Annotated in this window: 17 protein-coding genes and 1 pseudogene; 4 read left to right on the forward strand and 14 right to left on the reverse strand. The window is 68.5% G+C overall.

Features of this window, described 5'->3' with window-relative positions; genetic code table 11:
• Window positions 1-79 precede the first annotated feature (79 nt).
• The 3 genes from OIE53_RS10540 to OIE53_RS10550 form a co-directional block, all read right to left on the reverse strand.
• Entirely contained in the window at window positions 80-889 is an 810-nt protein-coding gene (locus OIE53_RS10540) for a maleylpyruvate isomerase N-terminal domain-containing protein (protein ID WP_327026425.1), read from the reverse strand.
• A 141-nt stretch (window positions 890-1,030) separates the two neighbouring features.
• Complete coding sequence (locus tag OIE53_RS10545; protein ID WP_327026427.1) at window positions 1,031-1,450, reverse strand: winged helix-turn-helix transcriptional regulator; 420 nt, start codon at window positions 1,448-1,450, stop codon at window positions 1,031-1,033.
• Between the two features lie 311 nt (window positions 1,451-1,761).
• Window positions 1,762-2,226, reverse strand: a complete 465-nt coding sequence (locus OIE53_RS10550) for a YunG family protein (RefSeq protein ID WP_327027147.1) — start codon at window positions 2,224-2,226, stop codon at window positions 1,762-1,764.
• Window positions 2,227-2,516: 290 nt separating this feature from the next.
• On the opposite strand from OIE53_RS10550, the gene OIE53_RS10555 reads away from it, so the two are divergent.
• A complete protein-coding gene (locus tag OIE53_RS10555; protein ID WP_327026428.1) occupies window positions 2,517-3,359 on the forward strand; it encodes a class I SAM-dependent methyltransferase in 843 nt (280 codons plus the stop codon).
• 318 nt (window positions 3,360-3,677) lie between these two features.
• On the opposite strand, the gene OIE53_RS10560 is transcribed toward OIE53_RS10555, so the two are convergent.
• The 5 genes and pseudogenes from OIE53_RS10560 to OIE53_RS10585 form a co-directional block, all read right to left on the reverse strand.
• Window positions 3,678-3,911, reverse strand: coding sequence for a hypothetical protein (locus OIE53_RS10560; RefSeq protein ID WP_013733301.1), 234 nt, complete (start codon window positions 3,909-3,911; stop codon window positions 3,678-3,680).
• A 661-nt stretch (window positions 3,912-4,572) separates the two neighbouring features.
• Window positions 4,573-5,769 (reverse strand): helix-turn-helix domain-containing protein, encoded by a 1,197-nt coding sequence (locus OIE53_RS10570; protein ID WP_327026429.1) that lies wholly within the window; start codon window positions 5,767-5,769, stop codon window positions 4,573-4,575.
• Between the two features lie 463 nt (window positions 5,770-6,232).
• A pseudogene (locus OIE53_RS10575) lies at window positions 6,233-6,676 on the reverse strand (hypothetical protein).
• Window positions 6,636-6,881 carry a hypothetical protein gene (locus OIE53_RS10580; RefSeq protein WP_327026430.1) on the reverse strand — a complete coding sequence of 82 codons (246 nt, stop codon included), beginning with the start codon at window positions 6,879-6,881 and terminating at the stop codon, window positions 6,636-6,638. Before OIE53_RS10580 ends, OIE53_RS10575 begins: the two are co-directional and overlap by 41 nt.
• Window positions 6,882-7,061: 180 nt before the next feature.
• A complete protein-coding gene (locus tag OIE53_RS10585) occupies window positions 7,062-8,213 on the reverse strand; it encodes a helix-turn-helix domain-containing protein (protein ID WP_327026431.1) in 1,152 nt (383 codons plus the stop codon).
• A 419-nt stretch (window positions 8,214-8,632) separates the two neighbouring features.
• Here OIE53_RS10585 and OIE53_RS10590 point away from each other — a divergent pair, with 419 nt between their 5' ends.
• The 3 genes from OIE53_RS10590 (at window position 8,633) to OIE53_RS10600 (ending at window position 11,638) form a co-directional block, all read left to right on the forward strand.
• The gene (locus tag OIE53_RS10590; RefSeq protein WP_327026432.1) at window positions 8,633-9,241 is read left to right on the forward strand and encodes a hypothetical protein; all 609 of its coding nucleotides are present in this window, start codon (window positions 8,633-8,635) and stop codon (window positions 9,239-9,241) included.
• Complete coding sequence (locus OIE53_RS10595) at window positions 9,241-10,647, forward strand: hypothetical protein (protein WP_327026433.1); 1,407 nt, start codon at window positions 9,241-9,243, stop codon at window positions 10,645-10,647. The genes OIE53_RS10590 and OIE53_RS10595 overlap by 1 nt, the downstream gene beginning before the upstream one ends.
• Before the next feature lie 289 nt (window positions 10,648-10,936).
• Window positions 10,937-11,638: a toll/interleukin-1 receptor domain-containing protein gene (locus OIE53_RS10600; protein ID WP_327026434.1), complete on the forward strand. Its 702-nt coding sequence runs from the start codon at window positions 10,937-10,939 to the stop codon at window positions 11,636-11,638.
• Window positions 11,639-11,902: 264 nt separating this feature from the next.
• On the opposite strand, the gene OIE53_RS10605 is transcribed toward OIE53_RS10600, so the two are convergent.
• From OIE53_RS10605 to OIE53_RS10630, 6 genes are all read right to left on the reverse strand, one after another.
• Window positions 11,903-14,857 (reverse strand): helix-turn-helix transcriptional regulator, encoded by a 2,955-nt coding sequence (locus OIE53_RS10605; protein ID WP_327026435.1) that lies wholly within the window; start codon window positions 14,855-14,857, stop codon window positions 11,903-11,905.
• Window positions 14,858-14,972: 115 nt separating this feature from the next.
• The gene (locus OIE53_RS10610) at window positions 14,973-15,584 is read right to left on the reverse strand and encodes a TetR/AcrR family transcriptional regulator (protein ID WP_327027148.1); all 612 of its coding nucleotides are present in this window, start codon (window positions 15,582-15,584) and stop codon (window positions 14,973-14,975) included.
• A gap of 44 nt (window positions 15,585-15,628) precedes the next feature.
• On the reverse strand, window positions 15,629-16,864 hold the full coding sequence (locus tag OIE53_RS10615; RefSeq protein WP_327026436.1) for an acyl-CoA dehydrogenase family protein: 1,236 nt from the start codon (window positions 16,862-16,864) through the stop codon (window positions 15,629-15,631).
• A gap of 1 nt (window position 16,865) precedes the next feature.
• Window positions 16,866-17,642 (reverse strand): SDR family oxidoreductase, encoded by a 777-nt coding sequence (locus tag OIE53_RS10620; RefSeq protein ID WP_442791398.1) that lies wholly within the window; start codon window positions 17,640-17,642, stop codon window positions 16,866-16,868.
• Between the two features lie 105 nt (window positions 17,643-17,747).
• Window positions 17,748-19,028, reverse strand: coding sequence for an ABC transporter substrate-binding protein (locus OIE53_RS10625; protein WP_327026438.1), 1,281 nt, complete (start codon window positions 19,026-19,028; stop codon window positions 17,748-17,750).
• Between the two features lie 58 nt (window positions 19,029-19,086).
• Entirely contained in the window at window positions 19,087-20,121 is a 1,035-nt protein-coding gene (locus tag OIE53_RS10630; protein WP_327026439.1) for a branched-chain amino acid ABC transporter permease, read from the reverse strand.
• Between the last annotated feature and the right edge of the window lie 40 nt (window positions 20,122-20,161).

The following is a 20,161-nucleotide window of genomic DNA, read 5'->3' on the forward strand; positions in this document are numbered from 1 at the left end:
CCCGCCACGCGACCGCGATCGTGCAGGCCATCCTCGTCCTGCACTGCGTCGAGAACCGGCCTGCGCAGGACAGTTGAAGTCATTGTTTCAGGGACGGGTCCCAGGCGATGAGCTGATCGAAGATGTGACGGTCGCCTTCGAGCTTCAGGGAATCCAGCGGTATGCGGCCGTAGAACATCAAGACGAGGTCACTGGCCGTGCCCTGGGCGGAGGCGTCGGCCGTGTCCGGGGCCTCGCCGGCAGCGGGCTCGCCGAGGCGAGTGACCCGTGCCCCGTCGTCCGACAGCCGCAGGCGCCAGGAGCGGCCCTCGGTGGCGTGGTAATCGACGACGGCGGGCTGGTGTGGCCAGGCGACCGTCGTTGCGCAGAGGGTGAACTGGCAGTCGTCGAAACCGTCGAGGGCGACCTCGTCTGGTAGCGGCTGCGGGGCACCCACGGTGAGCTGGGCGTCGTACGTGTACACCGCGATCTCGGGGACCTGGCGTCGCGCCCATGCGCCGGAGGTCTGTGGTGACGGCGAGTCGTCCCACCACGTCCAACAACCGCGGTCCGGGCCAGCCTCGCGCAGCGTGCTCGTCAGTTGCTCGATGGACTCGGTCCACCAGGCCAGCAGTGCCTCGCGTTCCCGAGGCGCACCCATGCCGTCGTCCCAAGCCGACTTTTCCGGGGGCGCGTCTGCGGGCCCTGCGGCGACGACGGCGGCTGATTTGCGGCGGGCCATGCCCACGTGTTGCACGAGCTCGAACAGCGTCCGCCCGGGAGAGGCATGCGGATCGCTGGTCAGAACCGGCACGTCGAGGCTGGGCGCTGCGGCGACCGCAGCGCGGAAGGCGGTCGACCGTTCGTCAATGAGCCGCAGATGATCAGAGAACGTCAGAATCGTCTGCACTCCGGCTTTCTACCAGTGCGCTCCAACAACCGGACAGCGATTTTCGCAGCCGACGCGGCGGGCGGCGTTCTCATGCCGATGACAGTGTGTCTGGACTCGACTGAGAATCGCTTTGCGGCAGTCGTGAGTGATAGGGCGTGGCTACGCGTGGGGCGGGATGTTCTCGGCGGATGCCTGGTCGAACTCGTGGCGGTTGTGGAGGATGTCGCTCTGGTGCCCACGGACCCAGTGCACGAGTCCGTCCACGGCCTCGCTCAGTGAGCGGCCGAGCGGCGTCAGGGCATATTCAACCCTCGGGGGTACTTCCGGGTATGCGGTCCTGGTCACCAACCCGTCGCGGGTGAGTGCGCGCAGCGTCTGGCTGAGCATCCGCTGCGAGATGCCGGTGACCTGCTCGTGCAGCGCGGTGAAGCGCAGTGGGCCGGAGGCCAGGACCGTGATGGTCAGCAGGGTCCATTTGTCGCCCACCCGCGCCAGCACGTCGCGGACGAGTTCGATCGTCTGGATGCAGTCCGGCGGGACCTCACGCTGTGCGAGTTCGGCACCAAGGCGGCTTGTCACGACTCTCTGTTCCTCGTGCGTCAGTAGCTGACTTCAAAGTGCGTATGGGCGAGCCGGACTAAATCCGCCGGCCGCACGTTTCTTACTGATCGTAACGGACGTGCGGCCAACCCTTTGGTGGCCGTCGCACGCCCACTGAGAACAGTTCGTCGGGTGGCGCGTCGAATGCCTGCTCGGTGAAGTCCACGCCGGCGAACCGGCGCCGCACCGCCGGGGTCAGGTCCGGAGAACTACGTGTCCGGGTCCAGATCACCGTGGCTCCTGGCGCGCACAGCCTCGGCAGTGAGCTGATCGTCGCTCGGGCGTGCTGGTCACTGATGTTGGGACTCCGGCCGCTGGTGTTGCGTGGATTGCTTGGATCGCCCGCCGTAGAGGGCTACGAAGACGCGGTCCCGCAGGATCTCGTACTGCTGACGACATCGCCGAGGTGGGCCCGGCGGGCGTTGCTGGACCTGACCGCCGACAACGACTTCCGGTGGCTGGAACTGGTCAGCCGTCAGGTCGATCTCGCGGCCGTCGGCCAATCGATTCCAGTAGTGGTAGCCGACCCTGACGTCTCCGGCGAGGACCTCGCCGAGGATCAGCTCTCCGCCGAGCAGGTCCTGGATGATCAAGGCAGTCACCCCGCATTGACCACGGGCCGGGTTGCCGGTGTGCCAATCCTGCACATCGTGCGGGTCGCAGGTATCCGCTCCCCAGGCGCCACGTAGTACCGGCCGCAGCATCTCCAGGTCAATCGCGAGCGGGACTGATCGTCGGTCGCGCTCTTCAGACATCACCCAGGAAGGATCATCCTTCGACCGGGTCGAGAGTCAAGGAATACCCCGCCTCGGGTACTGGTCAGGACGCCGGCAAAGTCGTGACGGCGTCTGACTTGTGAGGCTTGGGGTGGAAGCGCCGTTGGCGGTGGCAGCAAGACGGCCGATTCAGAAGATCATCAAGGTTCTCTACGCCATGCTGATCGCCCGAAGTGCGTCATGCCCACGCTGCCATCATCGCTGATATCTTCCCTGTCCTGTGCACCGACTCTGACCGTTGCCGACTTATCACCGAGTGGAGTACCGGCATGCCAGAAGGCTGGCAGTGGGATCAGAGTCTGTTCCGAGGTAGCGCCGGGTATTACGACCAAGGGCGGCTGCCGTACGCGCCGGGCTACACCGACCGACTCGCCGAGACTCTGGGACTCGATGGTCACGGCCGGCTGTTGGACGTGGGCTGCGGCCCAGGCACCGTGACACTGCCATTCGCGCGGTACTTCGTCGAGGCGGTGGGCATGGATCCGGATCCGGAGATGCTGGCCGAGGCGGCGCGGCATGCCGACTCCCTCGGCGTGCGGAACGTGACCTGGGTCGAGGCCCGGGCGGAGGATCTTCCCCGTGGGCTGGGAATCTTCCAGGTGGTGCTGTTCGCGCAGTCGTTCCATTGGACCGACCGGGACCGCGTCGCGGCGACGGTCTTGGAGATGCTGGAACCAGGCGGCTGGATCGTGCACCTCAGCGACCTGAAGACGCCTCGCGCCGATCCCGCCCCTCTGCCGTATCCGGCGCCGCCGTACGACCGGATCGCCTCGCTGACCCGAAAGTACCTGGGCGACGTGCGCCGTGCTGGACAGGGCGTCCTGGTGAACGGAACGCCCAGCGGCGAGCGAGAAGTCCTGGCTCGGGCCGGCTTCACGGCTCTCAGCCGTCTCGTCGTCCCGTCAGGGGCGGTGGTCGAACGCAGCGAGGACGATGTCGTCGCCTGGGCATTCTCGCGGTCGGACATGGCGCCGCACCTGTTCGGGGAGCGGCTGAAAAACTTCGAGCGGGACCTACGCGAGTTGCTGCGGGAGATTTCTCCCGATGGCGTCTTCGCCGAGCAACTGCCGGACACCGAGATTCTGTACGGACACAAGCCCGCCCAGGCGTAAGTGGGCCGCCTTCCGGTCCCATGGAAACGGAGGGCGGCCCGACGCAAGCTCACTCGGCGCGGCGCATCGCAGTCGCGATCTCAGCAGGCCGCCGAAGTCGAAGATGAGCGCCTTGACCGTCATCGCGGCGGTAGCCCAATCCAGCCACCGCGGCCAGCGGCTGCCGCAGTCAGGCCAGGCGGTGAGCTCTAGTCAAAGCACATGACCGGCCCGGAGCTTGGGAAAGGACAATCCGCGTGCTGCATAAGACCTCGACGGAACTATCCGCTCAGAACCGCGCTCGCTGACCGGGCTGACGGTAGGCACGAGGACCTGCTCCTACATCTCCGGCACCTGTCTGGCCCAGCCGATGAACCGGCGGTGCAGTGCCCCTGCCGGTGCCCAAGGCATGTCCTCGGCCGCCTGCACGAGACAGACCCCGAGGTAGAGCGCCAACGACACCGGCGCGCCCGCGTACTCCGCGCGCAGCTCACGCCGCCGCGTCGGACAAGGCCAGGGCAGGTCACAGCCACCACAGCTCCAGATCGGCATGACCGGGCCGTGGGTGGTCACCGCACACCGCCCAGAAACCGGGCCACGCTCGCGCGAGCCTGCCGACTGGTCGCCCACTCCACCTGCCAACACGGGTACGGCACCAACAGCGACCACCACACCCGGCAACCAGCACACATCCCATCAAGCCCACGAACGTGTACGGCGAGAATCGTCCGTTCCGGCCCGCCGGTCACTGCTCACCCTCCCCAGGCCAGTGACCACGATTGATCGGAATGCGATGTCGAGCACGGCAGGGCAGGTCGGCTCCGCACCGACAGACCCGCCGCCACCGCCGCCAACACCACACCGGTCGATGCCGCCGGGCGAAGGTCATCGCGGTAGCCGACAGGTACTCGTCGTACGAGACGCGCCGCTTCAGCGGCACAGAAGAATCCCCACCCGCCGAAGGCTGTTGTGCGCCTCGCGCCTGATCCAACAGCCGCTGCCTGGCGGCCTCCTGCTCCATGGTCTGGATGCGCTGTCCGAAGCCGGAGACCACCGGCGGCGGGAGGTACCGGCTGACGATCCGCCGCAGGAGTCCGATGCCCACTGTCATGTGTCCGGCCCTCCGTCTCGAGGGCGCGGAGGGACACCTGCTGATGTGTCTCGTTCCGCGCCCGGGTGCAGTGAGGTCCAGCCTCACGCCGTGCGCGGCAACGATCCAGAAGGTGACTGTCCGCTAACCAGGTGTGCTGTCCGCTGATGGTCGACGTCCGGGTGCGTACTCGATGCACAGATCACGCAATGTCGCGGCCTCTGGTGCCCCCGACTGCTCCACCTTCGTCAGTAGTTCCGCAGCCCGCCACCAGTTCGACGGCACCACCCGCCCGGACTCCACAGCCTGCGCCCCAAGAGCGACCGCCTCATCCGGCTGCCCGGCGGCGACCAGGGCAAGGCCGAGGTCGAGACGGGCCGACGCGGACCGGCGGGGCCGCGCTCCCCCATCGCCGTACGGGTCCAAATCGGCCAACACAGCCCGCGCCACCTGCTCGGCACCGGGGTCACCCGCCCACGCCAGAGTCGTGGCCGTGTACGCGGCAGCCTTGGCCGGGTCGTACCGATAGTGGTGCTCGGCTCGCTCAGGAACCGGCAGATTCGCCGTCAGCCGCTCGACCCGGTCCAATGCCCGCCGCGTCGCACCGACGTCCCCGATCCGCGCCCACGCACGAGCCTCCTGGGCAGTCGCCTGAATGCGGGCAGAGCTGCCCTTCGGGGCGACCCGCTGAGCTTGTTCGGAGAGATCGAGTGCCGTCCGGTAGTCGCCTTGAGTCAGCATGTCCCAGGCCCGGGTTTCGAGACACCATGCCTGGATCTCGGCATGCTCAGCATGTTCGGCAAGATCACGAGCAGCTCGCAAGTGGGCAGCCGCAGCAGCCCGCTGCCGCAGGTCGATATGCACCGTCGCCCGCAGCACCGCCAACCAGCCACCGGCAACCAACAACCGTCGTTGTTGAGCAAGCGTGACCCGTCCATCCAACAGCCGCCCGACATAGGCGAGGTGCCGCCGTACCAGCGGCAACAGATCCGCCGGGGCCATCGTCGGATAGGCACTGGCGAGGTCGTCAACGCCCTGCTCGATCCGTTCGAGCAGGTCCCTGCTGACATCGCTGGCGGCGACTCTCGCCCGCAGCTCGCCGGCCTCGGCCGCATGGTCGACAGGCGCATCGACCAGTCGGGCAAGCAAACCCCCCGCGTCGAGAACCCGGTCCAAGTGGCGCGCCGTGTCGACCGTCGGAGCCTTGAGCCCTGCCTCCAACTCGTGCAGATGGCTCTTACTCCGATGAGCGAGCTGCCCCAGGGCTCGAAGCGACAAACCACGTCGCTCCCGGAACTCACGCAGAGCTACGCCGAAGCGCGGATCGACGGACGAGGCCATAGCGCCGCTCCAAGCTCAAGATGCCAGGTGAACTCCCCCAGCCACTTCCCCCGTCGACGGTACCCCCAACGCCGAGCATCGTTGACCCCTCGCTTGTAAGTTCCGGGCGCTTCGTCAGAGACGTCCACGCACGTCTCTGACGTCGGGCGGTAGTCCGGCTCGATCCGAGGTCATCCGGCCCGGTGACGCCCGTCCCGGCCTGGTTCGCCTGGCCCGGTTGCTGCACTTCGCTCCTGTATCTCCGGCACCTGCCTGGCCCAGCCGATGAACCGGCGGTGCAGTGCCCCTGCCGGTGCCCAAGGCATGTCCTCGGCCGCCTGCACGAGACAGACCCCGAGGTAGAGCGCCAGCGACACCGGCGCGCCCGCGTACTCCGCGCGCAGCTCACGCCGCCGCGTCGGACAAGGCCAGGGCAGGTCACAGCCACCACAGCTCCAGATCGGCACCACCGGGCCATGGGTGGTCACCGCACACCGCCCAGAAACCGGGCCATGCTCGCGCGAGCCTGCCGACTGGTCGCCCAATCCACCTGCCAGCACGGGTACGGCACCAGCCGCGCCCACCACACCCGACAACCGACGCACATCCCGTCGAGCCCACGCACGTGTACCGCGAGGATCGTCCGTTCCGGCCCGCCGGTCACTGCTCACCCTCCCCAGGCCAGTGACCACGATTGATCGGAATGCGATGTCGAGCACGGCAGGGCAGGTCGGCCCCGCACCGACAGACCCGCCGCCACCGCCGCCAACACCACACCGGTCGATGCCGCCGGGCAAAGGTCAACGCCGTAGCCGACAGGTACTCGTCGTACGAGACTCTCCGGTGGCCTGAGGGAGGTATGGCAGGAAAACCTGCCCGCGCTGGGCTCACCGGTGGCTCCCTGTCGCGTCCCCGGTGCGCTGATCACGCGTCGTCGGCGCGTACGGCGTGGTCTGGATCGGTTCGCGGTGCCAGTGCGTGTCCCGTGACCTCTTCGCCTGGTCCAGCAGCCTCCGCTGCGCTGCGGCCTGCTCGGCGGCCTGGTGGCGTTGACCCGTTCCCGGCGGCGGGGGTGACTCCGCGCGTCGCAGCAGCCACCGCAGAATGTCGCGCAGCTCGGACCGGATCGCCACAGGTTCCGCCTCCCTCGTCGCGGGTGGGCGAGTGGCGACGGCAGCGCGGATGTCAGGTGTCGCGCTCGGGTTCACGTCGCCACCCGGCGGACACGGTCGGCGAAGCGGCTACTTCCTGCCGTCGTGTCCTGATCGGAACGTTATGGACGGCACGGTGTGTGTTGGAACACTTACGCACCACTACTGGGTGGAGACCCCCATGCGCTCGCACAGGCCTCGCAGTTCCGTGGAGACCAGCCCTCGGCGCAGCAGCCCACGTGCGACTTCTCGCGCCGCCGTCGATGACCGGGTGTGCTGCGGACCGACCCGTTCGGCCGCCAGCAACATCCGCACCGCGTCTCGCTCCCGCTCAGCCGCCACCATCGCGCGGGTCATGTCCAGCCAGTAGTACACCTGCCGCACGGCGGGAAGTTCCCCAACCGTCACCCCGGCAGCCGCCTGCAACGCCTCCTGCGGACGTCCGGTGTCGAGCAGGTAGGCCATCCGCCACAGCGCCACGTTGCTCGGCCCCCACAACAGGTCCCAGCTTGTCGTCTCCCCGGTGTGCGCGGCGATCCGCGCCGCCTCGTCGAGGTGATCCTCGGCGGCCGACTGATCCTTCATGCCGGCAAGGTGATGCGCGCGGGCCAGGTGCAGGAATCCGAGCACATCCAGCGCGGTGTCCGCACCGCTACCCTCCAAGTCCGCTCCGGCCCGATCGCAGTACGCCCGCGCAGGGCCGTACGCGCCGGTGTACGCCGACACCCGAGCCCGATTCGCCGCCGCGACCCCCACCGCAACCGGATCATCAAGCAGGTGCGCAGCTACCGCACAACGCTCCGCTGCCAACCAGGCATGGGCCGAGTAACCCACGTTCAGCAACGAACCCATTGCCACCCCGTACACCGGCACCATCAACCCGTACGCCGCCCGCCGGTCGGTCACCCCGTGCAGGGCGGGAAGCAGATCCACCAGCCGGCGCAGGGCTCCGGCGTAGTCGCACCGGCCGTACAGATCCCGCACCAGCGACGACTCCCGGTCCACCTGCTCCACAGTGGCCGCCCCGACGACCGGCGGCCCATCGAACGGATACGCCATCATCGCCCGCCACACCCGCTCGGCGTCGATACGCGCACCATCAAGCTGCCGATCAGCCGGCGTATACGGCTGCCCGGTGAGGTCGAAAACCGAACACTCCAGGGCTGCGGCCAGATCCACCACCATGTACCGATCCGTACGCTGAACACCGCGCTCGATCCGCGACCACGTCGTATGCGAGATACCCGCGCGACTCGCGGCATGCCGGATACTCCAGCCACGCAACTCGCGCCGGGCCCGGATGCGCTCACCCACCGAAGGGTCAGCAGGTATGGCTCGGCGAGGCACAGCAATCCCTCTCGAACAACGACCAGATACGGCAGGGCAGCCAGCGACCACACTGCCACCGACGGTACCCCCGACTGACAGTGCTTTACAGTCCGCCACCAAGCGACAAGCCCCGAGCGCCTATCCCCACAGCACTGAAGCGGAACCATGACCCCGGCTGGTCTACCAGGGGCAACGGCGGCCGACGCCTGCTTATGTCCACGGTTGACGACGTTTGACGGTGTCTTGTGCCTCCGGCGTCCCCACGCAGCTACCACCGGCATACGACGCGATCGAGCCTCACCAGCCTGCCGTCGAGGGACAAGCAGCATTCTCGTCAGCCAGCGTCAGGCTCCAACTGGTCTTCGGTCCTGTTGCTGTGCGTGTGGGTGATATACCCTGCTGTGATGGTGGCGGGCGAGCTACGGCAGCAGACCGGCAGCATTGGCGTAGATAGAGCTAAGCGGTGGCTAAACTATTCGACCCGCGTCGCGTCGATCTACACAAATACTGACAAGGTTTTTAAGGACCTGCTGCATTTTCAGTGGCCCTATGGTGGTCAAGGCTTCAGCTTTGACCTGGAGGGAAAGTTGCGTGGCGGCGATCTGCACGACCAGTCATTTATGGCAGAAGTCAAGGCATATCGCTACGAGATGGACTCAGCGACAGAGTACCGAAAGTTCATCGCCGAATGCTACGTGGCATTCCAAGAAAAGCCCGACCGATGCGATAATCTAATCTGGCTATCCTGGGCCCCATTTCAAGCCCAAAGCTGGCATAAACATCGAAGTCCGGAGTCCATCAAGAAGCACCTCCTTCACGCCGAAAACACCTTTCGAGTTTTTGGAACAGAGTCAGCCGAGGAAGCGCTAGGAAAACTAGACACCCAAGTAATATACGAATTGACCAACCGCTTATGGCTATTGACCCTCTGCGACGAGCAGGAGGGTCTAGTAATCACGAGCGACCACTACCAGCGGATTATGGCGTTCATGGGCATCGGAGAGGAGTCCTAATGAGCGGCGAATTAAGCGCGGCTCTGCGCCATGCGCTAGACTTCGACACACCGGACCGTCGAATCGACTCCTTGAAGACGAGCGTGAGCAACTTCCTGCGATCCGGAGACCCGTCTGCCCGAGTCAGGAAGACCGAATATTTCAATCACACTTTCGCACCAGACCTGGTGCTGACCTGGCCGCAGGAAAACCGGGAAAGACTCGTCTTTCTGCGCACCGATCCAAACCCAGAATGGCTAGCGGCTGACCTGAAGATTATCGCATCCAGCCACCCGATTATGCTCACTCTAGATGACTCCGGATCCGAACGGTACTCAGTCGCTCACGAACGCTTGGAAATGGCCGCGAAAGAGGCTCGTGCCCTGATTACGAATCCGGATGCAATCGAGGAATTTGTGTCCCCTCGTGTCCCGATTACTTCGGTGCTCACGAACGCCGTTATCCGTGGTGGCCTAGGCATAGTCGATGAGCAGGCGGCGAGGGGTGCGACCGAATCCGCCATCGCTGCTTTCTCTGCTGCGGAGCACTTGGAGGCGGAGCCGATCAGATCGGCCCTTGTAGCGGCCGAAGGCATGTTGGACGACGAGCAGGCAAACCGATTCAGTCGTCTTTACCGGGCAGTCTGGGAAGGACAGGGCGGCACCCCTGAGAATTTCCCATCCCATCGCAATCTGACCGGTCCACTAACAGGCAGAGACCTGTCCCTTCTTCTAGCAACCCTCACAACTGCCGACGTGCAATTCTGGCGGAGGATCGGTCGAAACGTCCGACTCGAACAAATAGTAGCCCTAGGGCCAGAATCGGGACCGAACCTAGGTCATCTAGTCGAAGCGAATTTGGATCGATTGCTAGCACGCGGAGCGCGCGTCTTTGGCCAAAGCCGCACGTCGATCCCTGAGGGCCAGAGTGCAAACTGGGGAATACAAAACGACTGTCTAGCACTGCGCGGCGACGGCTGGATTGCTTACTTCGCCACCAGGTCAAACGACTTGCCTCCGCATGAAAGGCGACGCGGCGTGTCGGTTACCACCTTGATTGATGGCGTCCGCCAACTGGGAGTCCGCATGACGGAAGTCAAAGTACAGCAAGCCAACTTCGCCATCTCGATCCAAGCTGTTGGCAATGCTGACGTTGTCGACAGTCCGGACTTCGGGCAGCTAGTGGCTCGTGGTGACTCCTTGGCACAGACGGCTGCAATAGCGATGTCCAGCGGGCGTAATCTAATAGCAGATTTCGTCACTGGAACAGCCATGGGCCATACCAACGCCTCTTACCCACTTGATGAACTAGCCCAAGCCGCAGTTCGGCTCCTACTTGAGTTGAACAATCGGGCTGCGCCCGATGCTGACGTGAGGCTGGTATCTGGCCGTGACCCAGTAGCAATTCAGGACCCGCTTTGGGAGTGAGGCCCTCCTAGCCGCCCGCCATGCCATCCCGATGCTAATTTGTAAGCAAGGGCGAGGGCGGCGAAGTCGGCGCGTAGGGCGCTGTAGACGTCACGGACTATGCAGCGCTTCAAGCCAGCAAGATTTCTTCGTTGCTGAGTTCGGTGGAAAGAAGCCGGCATCACCGAGAGACTTCGGCACAGGCAGGTGCAAGATCAGGATTGTTCTTGCCGCCGCACGATCTTGCCGCTGTGTCGTTGCGATGGTCCGCACAGGCGGAATTGTCGGGACCCCTTCCTATAGTGAAGGCATGCGATGCACAGCACCCAGTCAAGGCCACCGCACCTCCAGCGGTGCCGCCGCATGCCCCGTCCATGGCCGATCGTCGTACCGGTCTTACACGTCCTACTCGCCCCCGTCCAACTACGCTTCGCCCACCCCTTCCCGCAGCGACGGCGGAAGCGGGTCCTCCGGTGGTGGCGGTGGCAGTCGATCGATCCGACCTCGGTGGTCGCCAGCTGGCTCACCCGTTGCTTACACCTCTGACGAAGTCGCGGCGCTGGACCGCTATCGCAGTACGGTCGAGGCGGTAGGACCTCGGGCTAAGACGTACGACCTGTTCCTCTGTCACGCCTGGGACGACCGGCGTGGAACCGCGACGGAACTGCACGATCTCCTTGAAGCCGAGGACGTGTCGGTCTGGTTCAGCGAGAGGGACATCGTGCTCGGCCAGCCGTTCATGAGGGAAATCGACAAGGGTCTAGCCAAGACGCGCATTGGTCTCGTCCTCATCACGCCCGCACTCCTCAGGCGCGTCGAGAGCGGCGGGGTGTCCGAGAAGGAACTCTCGGAACTGCTGTCGCGTGACCTGCTGATCCCTGTCGCGCATGGGGTCACCTACGATGAGATTCGGTCGGTCAGCCCGCTCCTCGGCTCCCGCCACGGACTGAGCACCGAAGAGGACTCCATGGAGGACATCGCCAAGAAGATCGCCGAACTGATCGCCGTGTAATTCCTGGCGCTTCTGGACGGACCTCCGGTACCGGCTCACCGGCTCGACGCCGATTAACGGTCGAACGGGCGCTACTGCCGCGATTCGGGCGACCATCAGCTACCGCCAGGAGTGGTTTTCCAACCTCCTCAAACAGTGTCGGCTGAGCGGGGACCGACTGGTCCTGTCATGGGGATGCGCTGCATGACACCGATCATGGCAGCTTCGCGACAGCCTGCGGAACGGGTGCGGCTTGAGCAGGTGGAACGTGCTGCGGTCGCGGCCTCAGCCCAAGGCGCGGGCCAGTTCGGTGCGGGAGCGGATGCCGAGTCGGTGGTAGATGTTGCGCAGGTGGTGGTCGATGGTCCGGGTGGACAGGAACATCTGCGTGGCGACTTCCCGGTTGGTGGCTCCGGCGGCGACCAGTTGGGCGATGCGCAATTGCTGGCCGGTGAGCAGCCGCACCGCCTGGCGATCCGGCGTACCGACGGACTCCCCCGCCGCGCGTAGCTCCACGGTGGTCTGCCGCGCCCACACGTCGGCACCGAGCAGGACGAAGGTCTGCCGGGCCCGGTGCAGGTGGTCGCGGGCGTCGCGGGGTCGCCGGTTGCGGCGTAGCTCCCGGCCGAAGAGCAGTTCGGTGCGGGCCCGTTCGAAGGCGGCGGCGTCGGCCGGGTGCAGGCACAATGCTCGCTCGAAGTGTTCCTCGGCTTCGGCGCTGCCGCGCGGGGCCAGCAGCGCGTGGCAGCGGGCCGACAGCGCCCGGCGCAGCGGGCTGGCGGTGCTGCCGGCCCAGCGGTCGAATACGGCGAGCGCGGCTCGGGCCCGGGCGGTTCTGCCGTCGTGGGCGGCGGCTTCCACCAGGTGGGGGGTGGCCATCACCTGGACGAGCACCTGGCCGCGCCCGGTGCCGGGTCGGGCCAGCGTGGCCAGCCGGTCGGCCGCGTCGGCGTACCGGGCGTCGACCAGGTCCAGCACCCCGAGGGCCCACTGGGCGAGGGCGTACGGGCGGCTGCCGGGTGCGGCGGTGTCGCCCAGTTCGGCGACGTGGCCGAGGCAGGCGTCGTGGTCGGCCCGCACGGCCGCCAGCACGGCGAGCAGACCGAGGTGTACGCCGGCAGTGGCGTGCTGTCCGGCGGCCCGGGCCACCCGCAGTCCTTCCTGGCAGCTTTTCGCTGCGGCGTCGTGCCGGCCCAGCCAGTATTCGCTCATCGCGCGCAGTTCCAGCGCCCTGGGCAGCAGCGACACCTCACCTCGGTCGGTGGCCAGGTCGACGGCGTCCTCGGCTAGCCGGTACGCCGCGGCGTCGACCGCGACCAGCAGGCCGGCTGCGGCTGCACCGGTCAACGCGGTCGGGGTGGCTGCGGCACCGCTCAACCGGCCACCGAGGGCCACCGCCCGGCGCAGCAGTGGGCCGCCGTGGGCGTGTTCGCCCCGCAGGGTGGCGGCGACCCCGGCGACCAGGCTGGTCAGCAGGTCGGCCCACGGCGGATCTCCGTCGCGGCGCAGTTCCTGCACCCGGCGGGCCACCTCGGCGTAGCGGTAGTGGTCGCCGGAGAAGCAGACGGCCTCACCGGCGCGGACCAGGGCGACCAGCGCCGACTCGCGGTCGATGTCGGCCAGCGCGGTGGCGGCGGTCAGCAGGGTGGGCAGGGCGGTCGAGGCGCGACCACAGCGCAGGTGCATCTCACCCCGCAGCAGTTCGGCCAGGCCGCCCGTGGCAGCGGTCACCGGCGGGTCAGTGGCGCTGCGCCCGGTCGACGCGGGTGCGGCAATCGGCAGGCCAGGGGCGCTACAGCCGGTCGACGCGGGTCGGGGAATCGGCAGGCCGACAGCGCTGCGGCCGGTCGGCGCGGCCGGGGTCATCGGCAGGCCAGCGGTGCGGCAACCGATCGGCTGGGGTGGCGGTGCGCCGGTCGCGTCGGCGACCCGGTGCAGTAGCGCCTGGGCGCGTTCGGGTTGTCCCGCCTGCCAGGCGTAGCGGGCCGCGGTGACCTGCCGGGCGGTGGCGAGCACCGGTTCGTCGCTGAGTTCGGCGGCTCGGGTCAGCGCGGTCGCGGCGACGGACCGGTCCTGGTGGGCTGCCGCCGCGACCTCCAACTCGGCCGCCAACGCCGGATCATCTCCGTCGATCACGGCGGCCCGGTGCAGGGCCCGACGCAGCCGCGAGCCGGGGCCGTCGAGGACGGCGGCGAGCAGCAGGTGGGCGTCGCGGCGGGCGGCGACGGAGGCGGTAGCCTCGATCATGCTGCGGGCCAGGGGTCGGGGAAACTCGGCGCCACCGGGTGTGGTGATTCGGATCAGTCCGGCGGCTTCGGCGGGTACCAGTGCCTCGACGCCGCTGCCGGCCGCTCGCAACGCCCGGCCCAGGGTTAGCGGGTCCACGGCGGCGGCCCGGCCGGTCGGGGTCGGGTTGGCGAGGTCGGCTGCGGCGATCGCGGCCAGCAGCAGCGCGTTTCGGGTGTCGTGGGGCAGGCGGGCCAGCAGGGTGCGGTAAGTCCGGCCCAGGGCGCCGTCGGTCGGCGGTGCGGTCGGCAGGGGTTCGGTGCCGCTCCACTGGCCGGGGGTCAGCGCGCCGGCTAGGTCGACCAGTGCCTGGGGGTTTCCGGCGGCGAGGGAGGTCAGGGCGGCCAGCACCGGCCCGGGTGGTGGTGGGCCGGGGCGCCGGGCGGCCAGCAGGGCGAGGCTGTCGGTACGGTCCAGGGGCAGCAGTCGGCGGCCGGGTATCGCCTGCGCTGCGGTGTCGTTGCCGGCGGTGAGCAGGAGTACGACCGGCAGTTGGGGCAGTCGTCGGGCCACGAAGGTCAGCACCCGCGCCGTCGGGGTGTCGCCCGCGTCGAGGTCGTCCATGGTGCACAGCAGCGGGCCCTCGTGGGCGGCGGAGGCCAGCAGTCCGAGTACGGCGTGGGAGAGGATGAGCTGGTCGCGGTCGGGGCAGCCCTCGCCGGTCAGGGCATCGCGCAGCACCTGCCGCTGCCGTTCGGGTAGCACGTGCGCGCGGTCGAGCACGGGGTCCAGCAGGCGCTGCAATCCGGCGTAGGGCAGCGTCGCCTCGTCGGCCAGGCCGGCGGCGGCGAGCAGGCGGCGGCCTGCGCGGTGGCGGTGGGCGTACGCCAGCAGGGCGGTGCGCCCGGCGCCGGGTTCGCCGTGCAGCAGGAGCGCTCCCCCGGCCGGTGCGGCGAGCAGCGACCGGATCTCCCGGCACTCCCCCTGCCGGCCCCGTAGCACTTCTATTTGCACTGCTGATGCACTAACCATGCATCGAGTCTCGCCTATTGGGCAGCGCTTGAAAAGAGGCAAACTGCAACACTGCGGAAACCAACCCGTCAGGACACCCTGCGGGCCGGCGTCCCCCTCAGCCCTCGCCCACCTGCATCAGCAGTGCGCCGACGGTACGGGCCATCACCGCCCGGGCGGCGTCCACCCCCAACCCGAGGCTGTCGCGCAGGGTGGACCAGGCCGGCCAGGTGCTGGCCGCCACCACCGCGTTGATCACCTGCTCCCGGGCCGGCCCGGCCCGGTCGAGTTCCTCGGCGAACAACTGCTCTACCTCGTCGCGTACCCGGGCGATGTGCTTGAGGCGGTTGCGGCGCAACTGGGCGGAGTGGGGTTCGCGCAGTTGGGCCGCCCGCGCCGAGGGGGCGATCAGTTGCAGCAGCTTGGCCCGCTGCCGACAGAAGGCGTCGACCCGTTTGGCCAGGGGCAGGGTGGGCGAGATCGGCCGCCAGGCGGCGTCCTGCTGGCGGAGCAGTTCCGCACCGCTGGCCTCGAACAGGGTCTCCATGTCCTTGAAGTTGGTCCACAGGGTGCGCAGGGAGATGCCGGCCCGTTCGGCGATGCGCTCCCCGGTCGGCCGCAGGTCACCCTCGGTGATGAGCGCCAGATGGGCCTCCACGATCGCCGCCCGGGTACGCTCCGCCCGCGCGGTACGCCCGTCGATCCGACCGGCCGCCTCGGCACTGACCATCCGCGCCCGTCTCCTCACCGCTGTGTTCCTCGTGCCAGCCGAGTCTAGACGCGCGTCGGTTCGGCATCCGCGTCCCGATACCGGCGCAGTTCCCGGCGGGCCAGGGACTGCCGGTGCACCTCGTCGGGGCCGTCGGCGATGCGTACCGCCCGCGCCCGGGTCCAGAGCCGGGCCAGCGGGGTGTCCTGACTGACCCCGGCCGCCCCGTGGGCCTGCACCGCCCGATCGATGATCCACTCGACCGTCTCCGGCACGGCGATCTTGATGGCCTGGATCTCGGTGTGGGCGGCCCGGTTACCGACGGTGTCCATCAGCCAGGCGGTCTTGAGCACCAGCAGGCGGGCCTGTTCCAGGCGGACCCGGGCCTGGGCGATCCAGTCCCGCACCACCCCCTGCTCGGCCAGGGGCGCACCGAAGGCGTGCCGCTGGCTGACCCGTCGGCACATCAACTCGACGGCCCGTTCCGCCATGCCGAGCAGCCGCATGCAGTGGTGCACCCGGCCCGGACCGAGCCGGGCCTGCGAGATGGCGAAGCCGGAACCCTCCGCCCCGATCAGATTGGTCACCGGCACCCGTACGTCGACGAAGTCGATCTCCGCGTGGCCGCCGTGGTCGCCGTCGTCGTACCCGAAGGCGGTCATGCCTCGGCGGACGGTGACTCCCGGGGTGTCCCGGGGGATCAGGATCTGGCTGTGCTGTTGGTGCCGGGGGGCGCAGGGGTCGGTCCGGCCCATCACGATGAAGATCGCGCACTGCGGGTCCATCGCCCCGGTGACGAACCATTTGCGGCCGTTGACGACGTACTCGTGGCCCACCCGTTCGATGCGGGTGGCGATGTTCGTGGCATCCGAGGAGGCCACGGCCGGTTCGGTCATCGCGAAGGCGGACCGGATCCGGGCGTCGAGCAGCGGGGTGAGCCACCGCTCGCGTTGCTGCGCCGAGCCGAACTGGGCCAGCAGTTCCATGTTGCCGGTGTCCGGGGCGGCGCAGTTGAGGGCCACCGGGGCCAGCCAGGGACAGTGTCCGGTGATCTCCGCCAGGGGGGCGTACTGGAGGTTGGTCAGGCCGGCGCCGTGCTCGCCGGGCAGGAAGAGGTTCCACAGCCCGCGTCGCCGCGCCTCGGCCTGGAGTTCGGCCACCACCGGGGGCACCCGCCACGGCTCGCCCGGCTCCCGGGCCTGGGCCTCGAAGACCGGCTCGGCCGGGTAGACACACTCGGTCATGAAGTCGCTCAGCCGCTCCCGCAGCCGCTCGGTGGTGTCGTCGTAGCGGAAGTCCACCTCAGACCTTCCCGTCCGGTTCGCCTTCGGTCTGTTGCTGGAGACGGTTCATCCCGCGCAGCCAGCGGTCCGGGTCGGCGCCCCGATTGGCGTACCAGGCGGCGACCTGCGGGTGCGGCAGGACGAGGAACCGTTCGTCGGTCAGGGCCGCCAGCACGCAGTCGGCCACCTGGTCGACCGTGACGGCGGTGGCCTCCAGCAGGGCACTGCCCATGGCGTCCGCCCCGGCCAGCATCGGGGTGCGGACCCCCTGGGGGCAGAGCACCTGCACCACCAGGCCCCGGTGGGCGTAGGTGGCCCGCAGCCACTCGGCGAAGCTGACGGCGGCGTGTTTGGTCACCGCGTACGGTGCGTTGCCGAGCATGGTCAGCAGGCCGGCGGCCGAGGCGGTGACCAGCAGCCGCCCTCGCCCGGCGGCCAGCCAGGCGGGCAGCAGTTCCCGGGCCGCGTACACGTGGGACATCAGGTTGATCCGCCAGGCCCGCTCCCAGCCGGCCTCGGTGTCGTCGGCGGGCACCACTCCGGCGTTGGCGCAGAACAGGTCTACCCGGCCTAGCCGTCGGCGGGCCAGGTTCACCAGGTCGGCCACTCCGGCCGGGTCGGCGGCGTCACCGGGGCAGGCGTACCCCCCGATGCGCTCGGCCACCCGCTGCGCCGCCTCGGCGTCCAGGTCGTTGACGATCACCTCGGCACCGGCGGCGGCGAACCGCTCCGCGAGGGCCGCTCCGATGCCGGAGCCCGCGCCGGTCACCACCACGGCCGCCCCGGGCAGCCGCAGTCCGCCGGTGGTGGGGTCGGGGGGTCTGTCGCCGGTGGGCATGGTCCTCCGTCCCGGGTAGGGCCTGGTCCGCACCCGGGGTGGGGTGCGGACCAGGCGAGCGGCTCAGGCGGCCGGTACCCCGTTGGCCGGTGGGGTCACCGGCGCGACGGTGTACTCCTGGACCGGTCCGTCGTTCTCGTCGGTCTCGTAGGTCGGCCCGAAGAAGCTCTGCTTGCCCTCGGTGACCCGGGTCAGCCGGCCACCGCCGTAGCCGGAGTGGTCGGTGGCGGAGAAGCGCAGCGGCGCCACCCCCGGACCCTGGTAGCCGCCCTTGCGTACGGCCTCGATCAACGACTGGCGGGTCAGGTCCTTGCCGGCGGCCTGGAGCGCCTGCACGAACAGGTAGCCCACCGCCATCCCGTAGACGGTGTTGCCGTCGAACTCCGCCCCGCTGTTGTGCTCAGTGTTGATCTTGTTGAACAGTTGGATCCAGGGGTTCTCGGTGTCGGTCTGCATCGGCAGGTAGTTCAGGCCGACCATCCCCTCCAGCAGCCCGGCGGCGTCGCCGAGTTGCCGGGCCAGGGTCGGGTGGTCACTGCCGACGTTCGACACCACCCACTGGGGGCGGTAGCCCAGCCGGGCGGCGGTGCCGACGGACAGGGCGGTGAAGCCGGGCACGGTGGCGAGGATGACGACCTCGCAACCGGCCTCCTTGAAGGCGCCGATCTGCGGGGCGACATTGGTGTTGCTGGTCACGTAGGTTTGCTTGGCGGTCACCCCGCCGGCACCGAGCACCTTCTCCACCCCGACCAGGGCGTCGCGTCCGAAGTCGTCGTCCTGGCCGAGGAAGCAGACCTTGCTACCCGGCATGGTGCTCTTGACGTGGGTGGCCAGGATCTTGCCCTCGACGGTGTAGTCCGGGTTGAAGCCGAAGGTGTTCGGATACTTGTCGGGCTGGTCCCAGCTGCGGCTGCCGGAGGCCACGAAGAGGTCCGGCACCCGGTTGCTGTGCAGGAAGTCCAGCACACCGGTGTGGGTCGGGGTGCCGAGCCCGTTGATCACGGCGAAGACCTTGTCCTGGAGGACCAGCTGCCGCACCACCTGCTGGGTGGTGGCGGGGTTGTAGCCGTCATCCATGATCTTGTAAGTGATCTTGCGGCCGTGCACTCCCCCGTTGGCGTTGACGTAGTCGAAGTACGCCTTCGTCGCCGGGGCGATCTTCGAGTAGCCGGCGGAGGCCGGTCCGGTCAGCGGCATGTGGGTGCCGACGACGATCTCCGTGTCGGTGACCCCGGGAACCGGCTCCCCGGAGCCGGGAGCGTCGTCCGCGCCGCAGGCGGTGAGGCCGAGCAGCAGGGTGAGGGTGGTGGCGATCACGAGACCGCGCCGTGCCGTGGTTCGCATGGGACACCGACCTTTCATCGGTCCGGTTGTGCGAGATGGGTGGGTGGGGGTGGGACGGTCACGACCGCCCGACCGGCCGGCGGGTGCGTAGCCGGTGGGTCAGCCGGGACAACAGACCCTGCACACCGCCGGGTGCGGCGATCATGACCACGATCAAGGTGGCCCCGAAGATCGCCAGCGGAAGGTTGCCCTCCAGCCGCTGCGCCGCCGCCGGTGACAGGGTGAACAGGTTCGTAAGCGAGTGGGTCAGGTCGGGCAGGGCGACCAGCAGGAGGGCGCCCCACACCGCACCGGCGAGTCGACCCAGACCGCCGATGACGACCGCCATCAGCAGGAACAGCGACAGGGTCAGACCGAAGGCGCCGGGTGACACGCTCTGGGCGAGCACCGCCAGCAGGGCACCACCCAGGCCGGCACCGGCCGCGCTGACCACGAAGGCGATGACCTGGGTACGGGCCACATGGATGCCGGCCAGGCGAGCGGCCACCTCGTCGTCGCGGACCGCCCGGAACAGGCGGCCGTACCGGCTGCGGACCAGGTTGGCCAGCACCACCAGGCAGAGCAGGGTGGTCCCGGCGGCCACCCAGAGCTGCCACCGCTCGTGCGGGAAGTAGAGCCCCAGGCTCTCCGGTGCGGGCGCCACCGGCACCGGCAGGCCCTGCTCGCCGTTGAAGACCCCGTCCAGGGTGACCGTCAGGGCCGGCACCACCACCGCCACGGCCAGGGTGAGCCCGGCCAGGTAGGGCCCGCGTAGCCGGGCGGCGGCCACCCCGACGACCAGCCCCACCACGACGGTGACCAGCACCGCCGCCGCCAGCGACCCGATCAGGGTCAGCCCGGAGGTGACCCCCCGGTCGAAGAAGGCGGCCTGGCACAGGGCCACCGTGTACGCCCCGGTGGCCATCAGCGCCCCGTGCCCCAGCGACAGCTGTCCGCAGAGTCCGGTCAGGATGGTCAGCCCGGCGGTGGCGCAGAGGTAGGCGGCCACCGTGGCCAGTTGGAAGTTGCGGTACGAGTCGAGCTGGTAGCTGACCATCAGCACCGCCAGCCCCACCCCCGCCGCGACGAGGAGATGCCGGAGCAGGGTGGGCATCGTACGGCCGGAACGGAGGGCTTCGGAGGCACGGACTCGG

The sequence above is a fragment of the Micromonospora sp. NBC_01739 genome (assembly GCF_035920385.1).
Lineage (GTDB): Bacteria > Actinomycetota > Actinomycetes > Mycobacteriales > Micromonosporaceae > Micromonospora.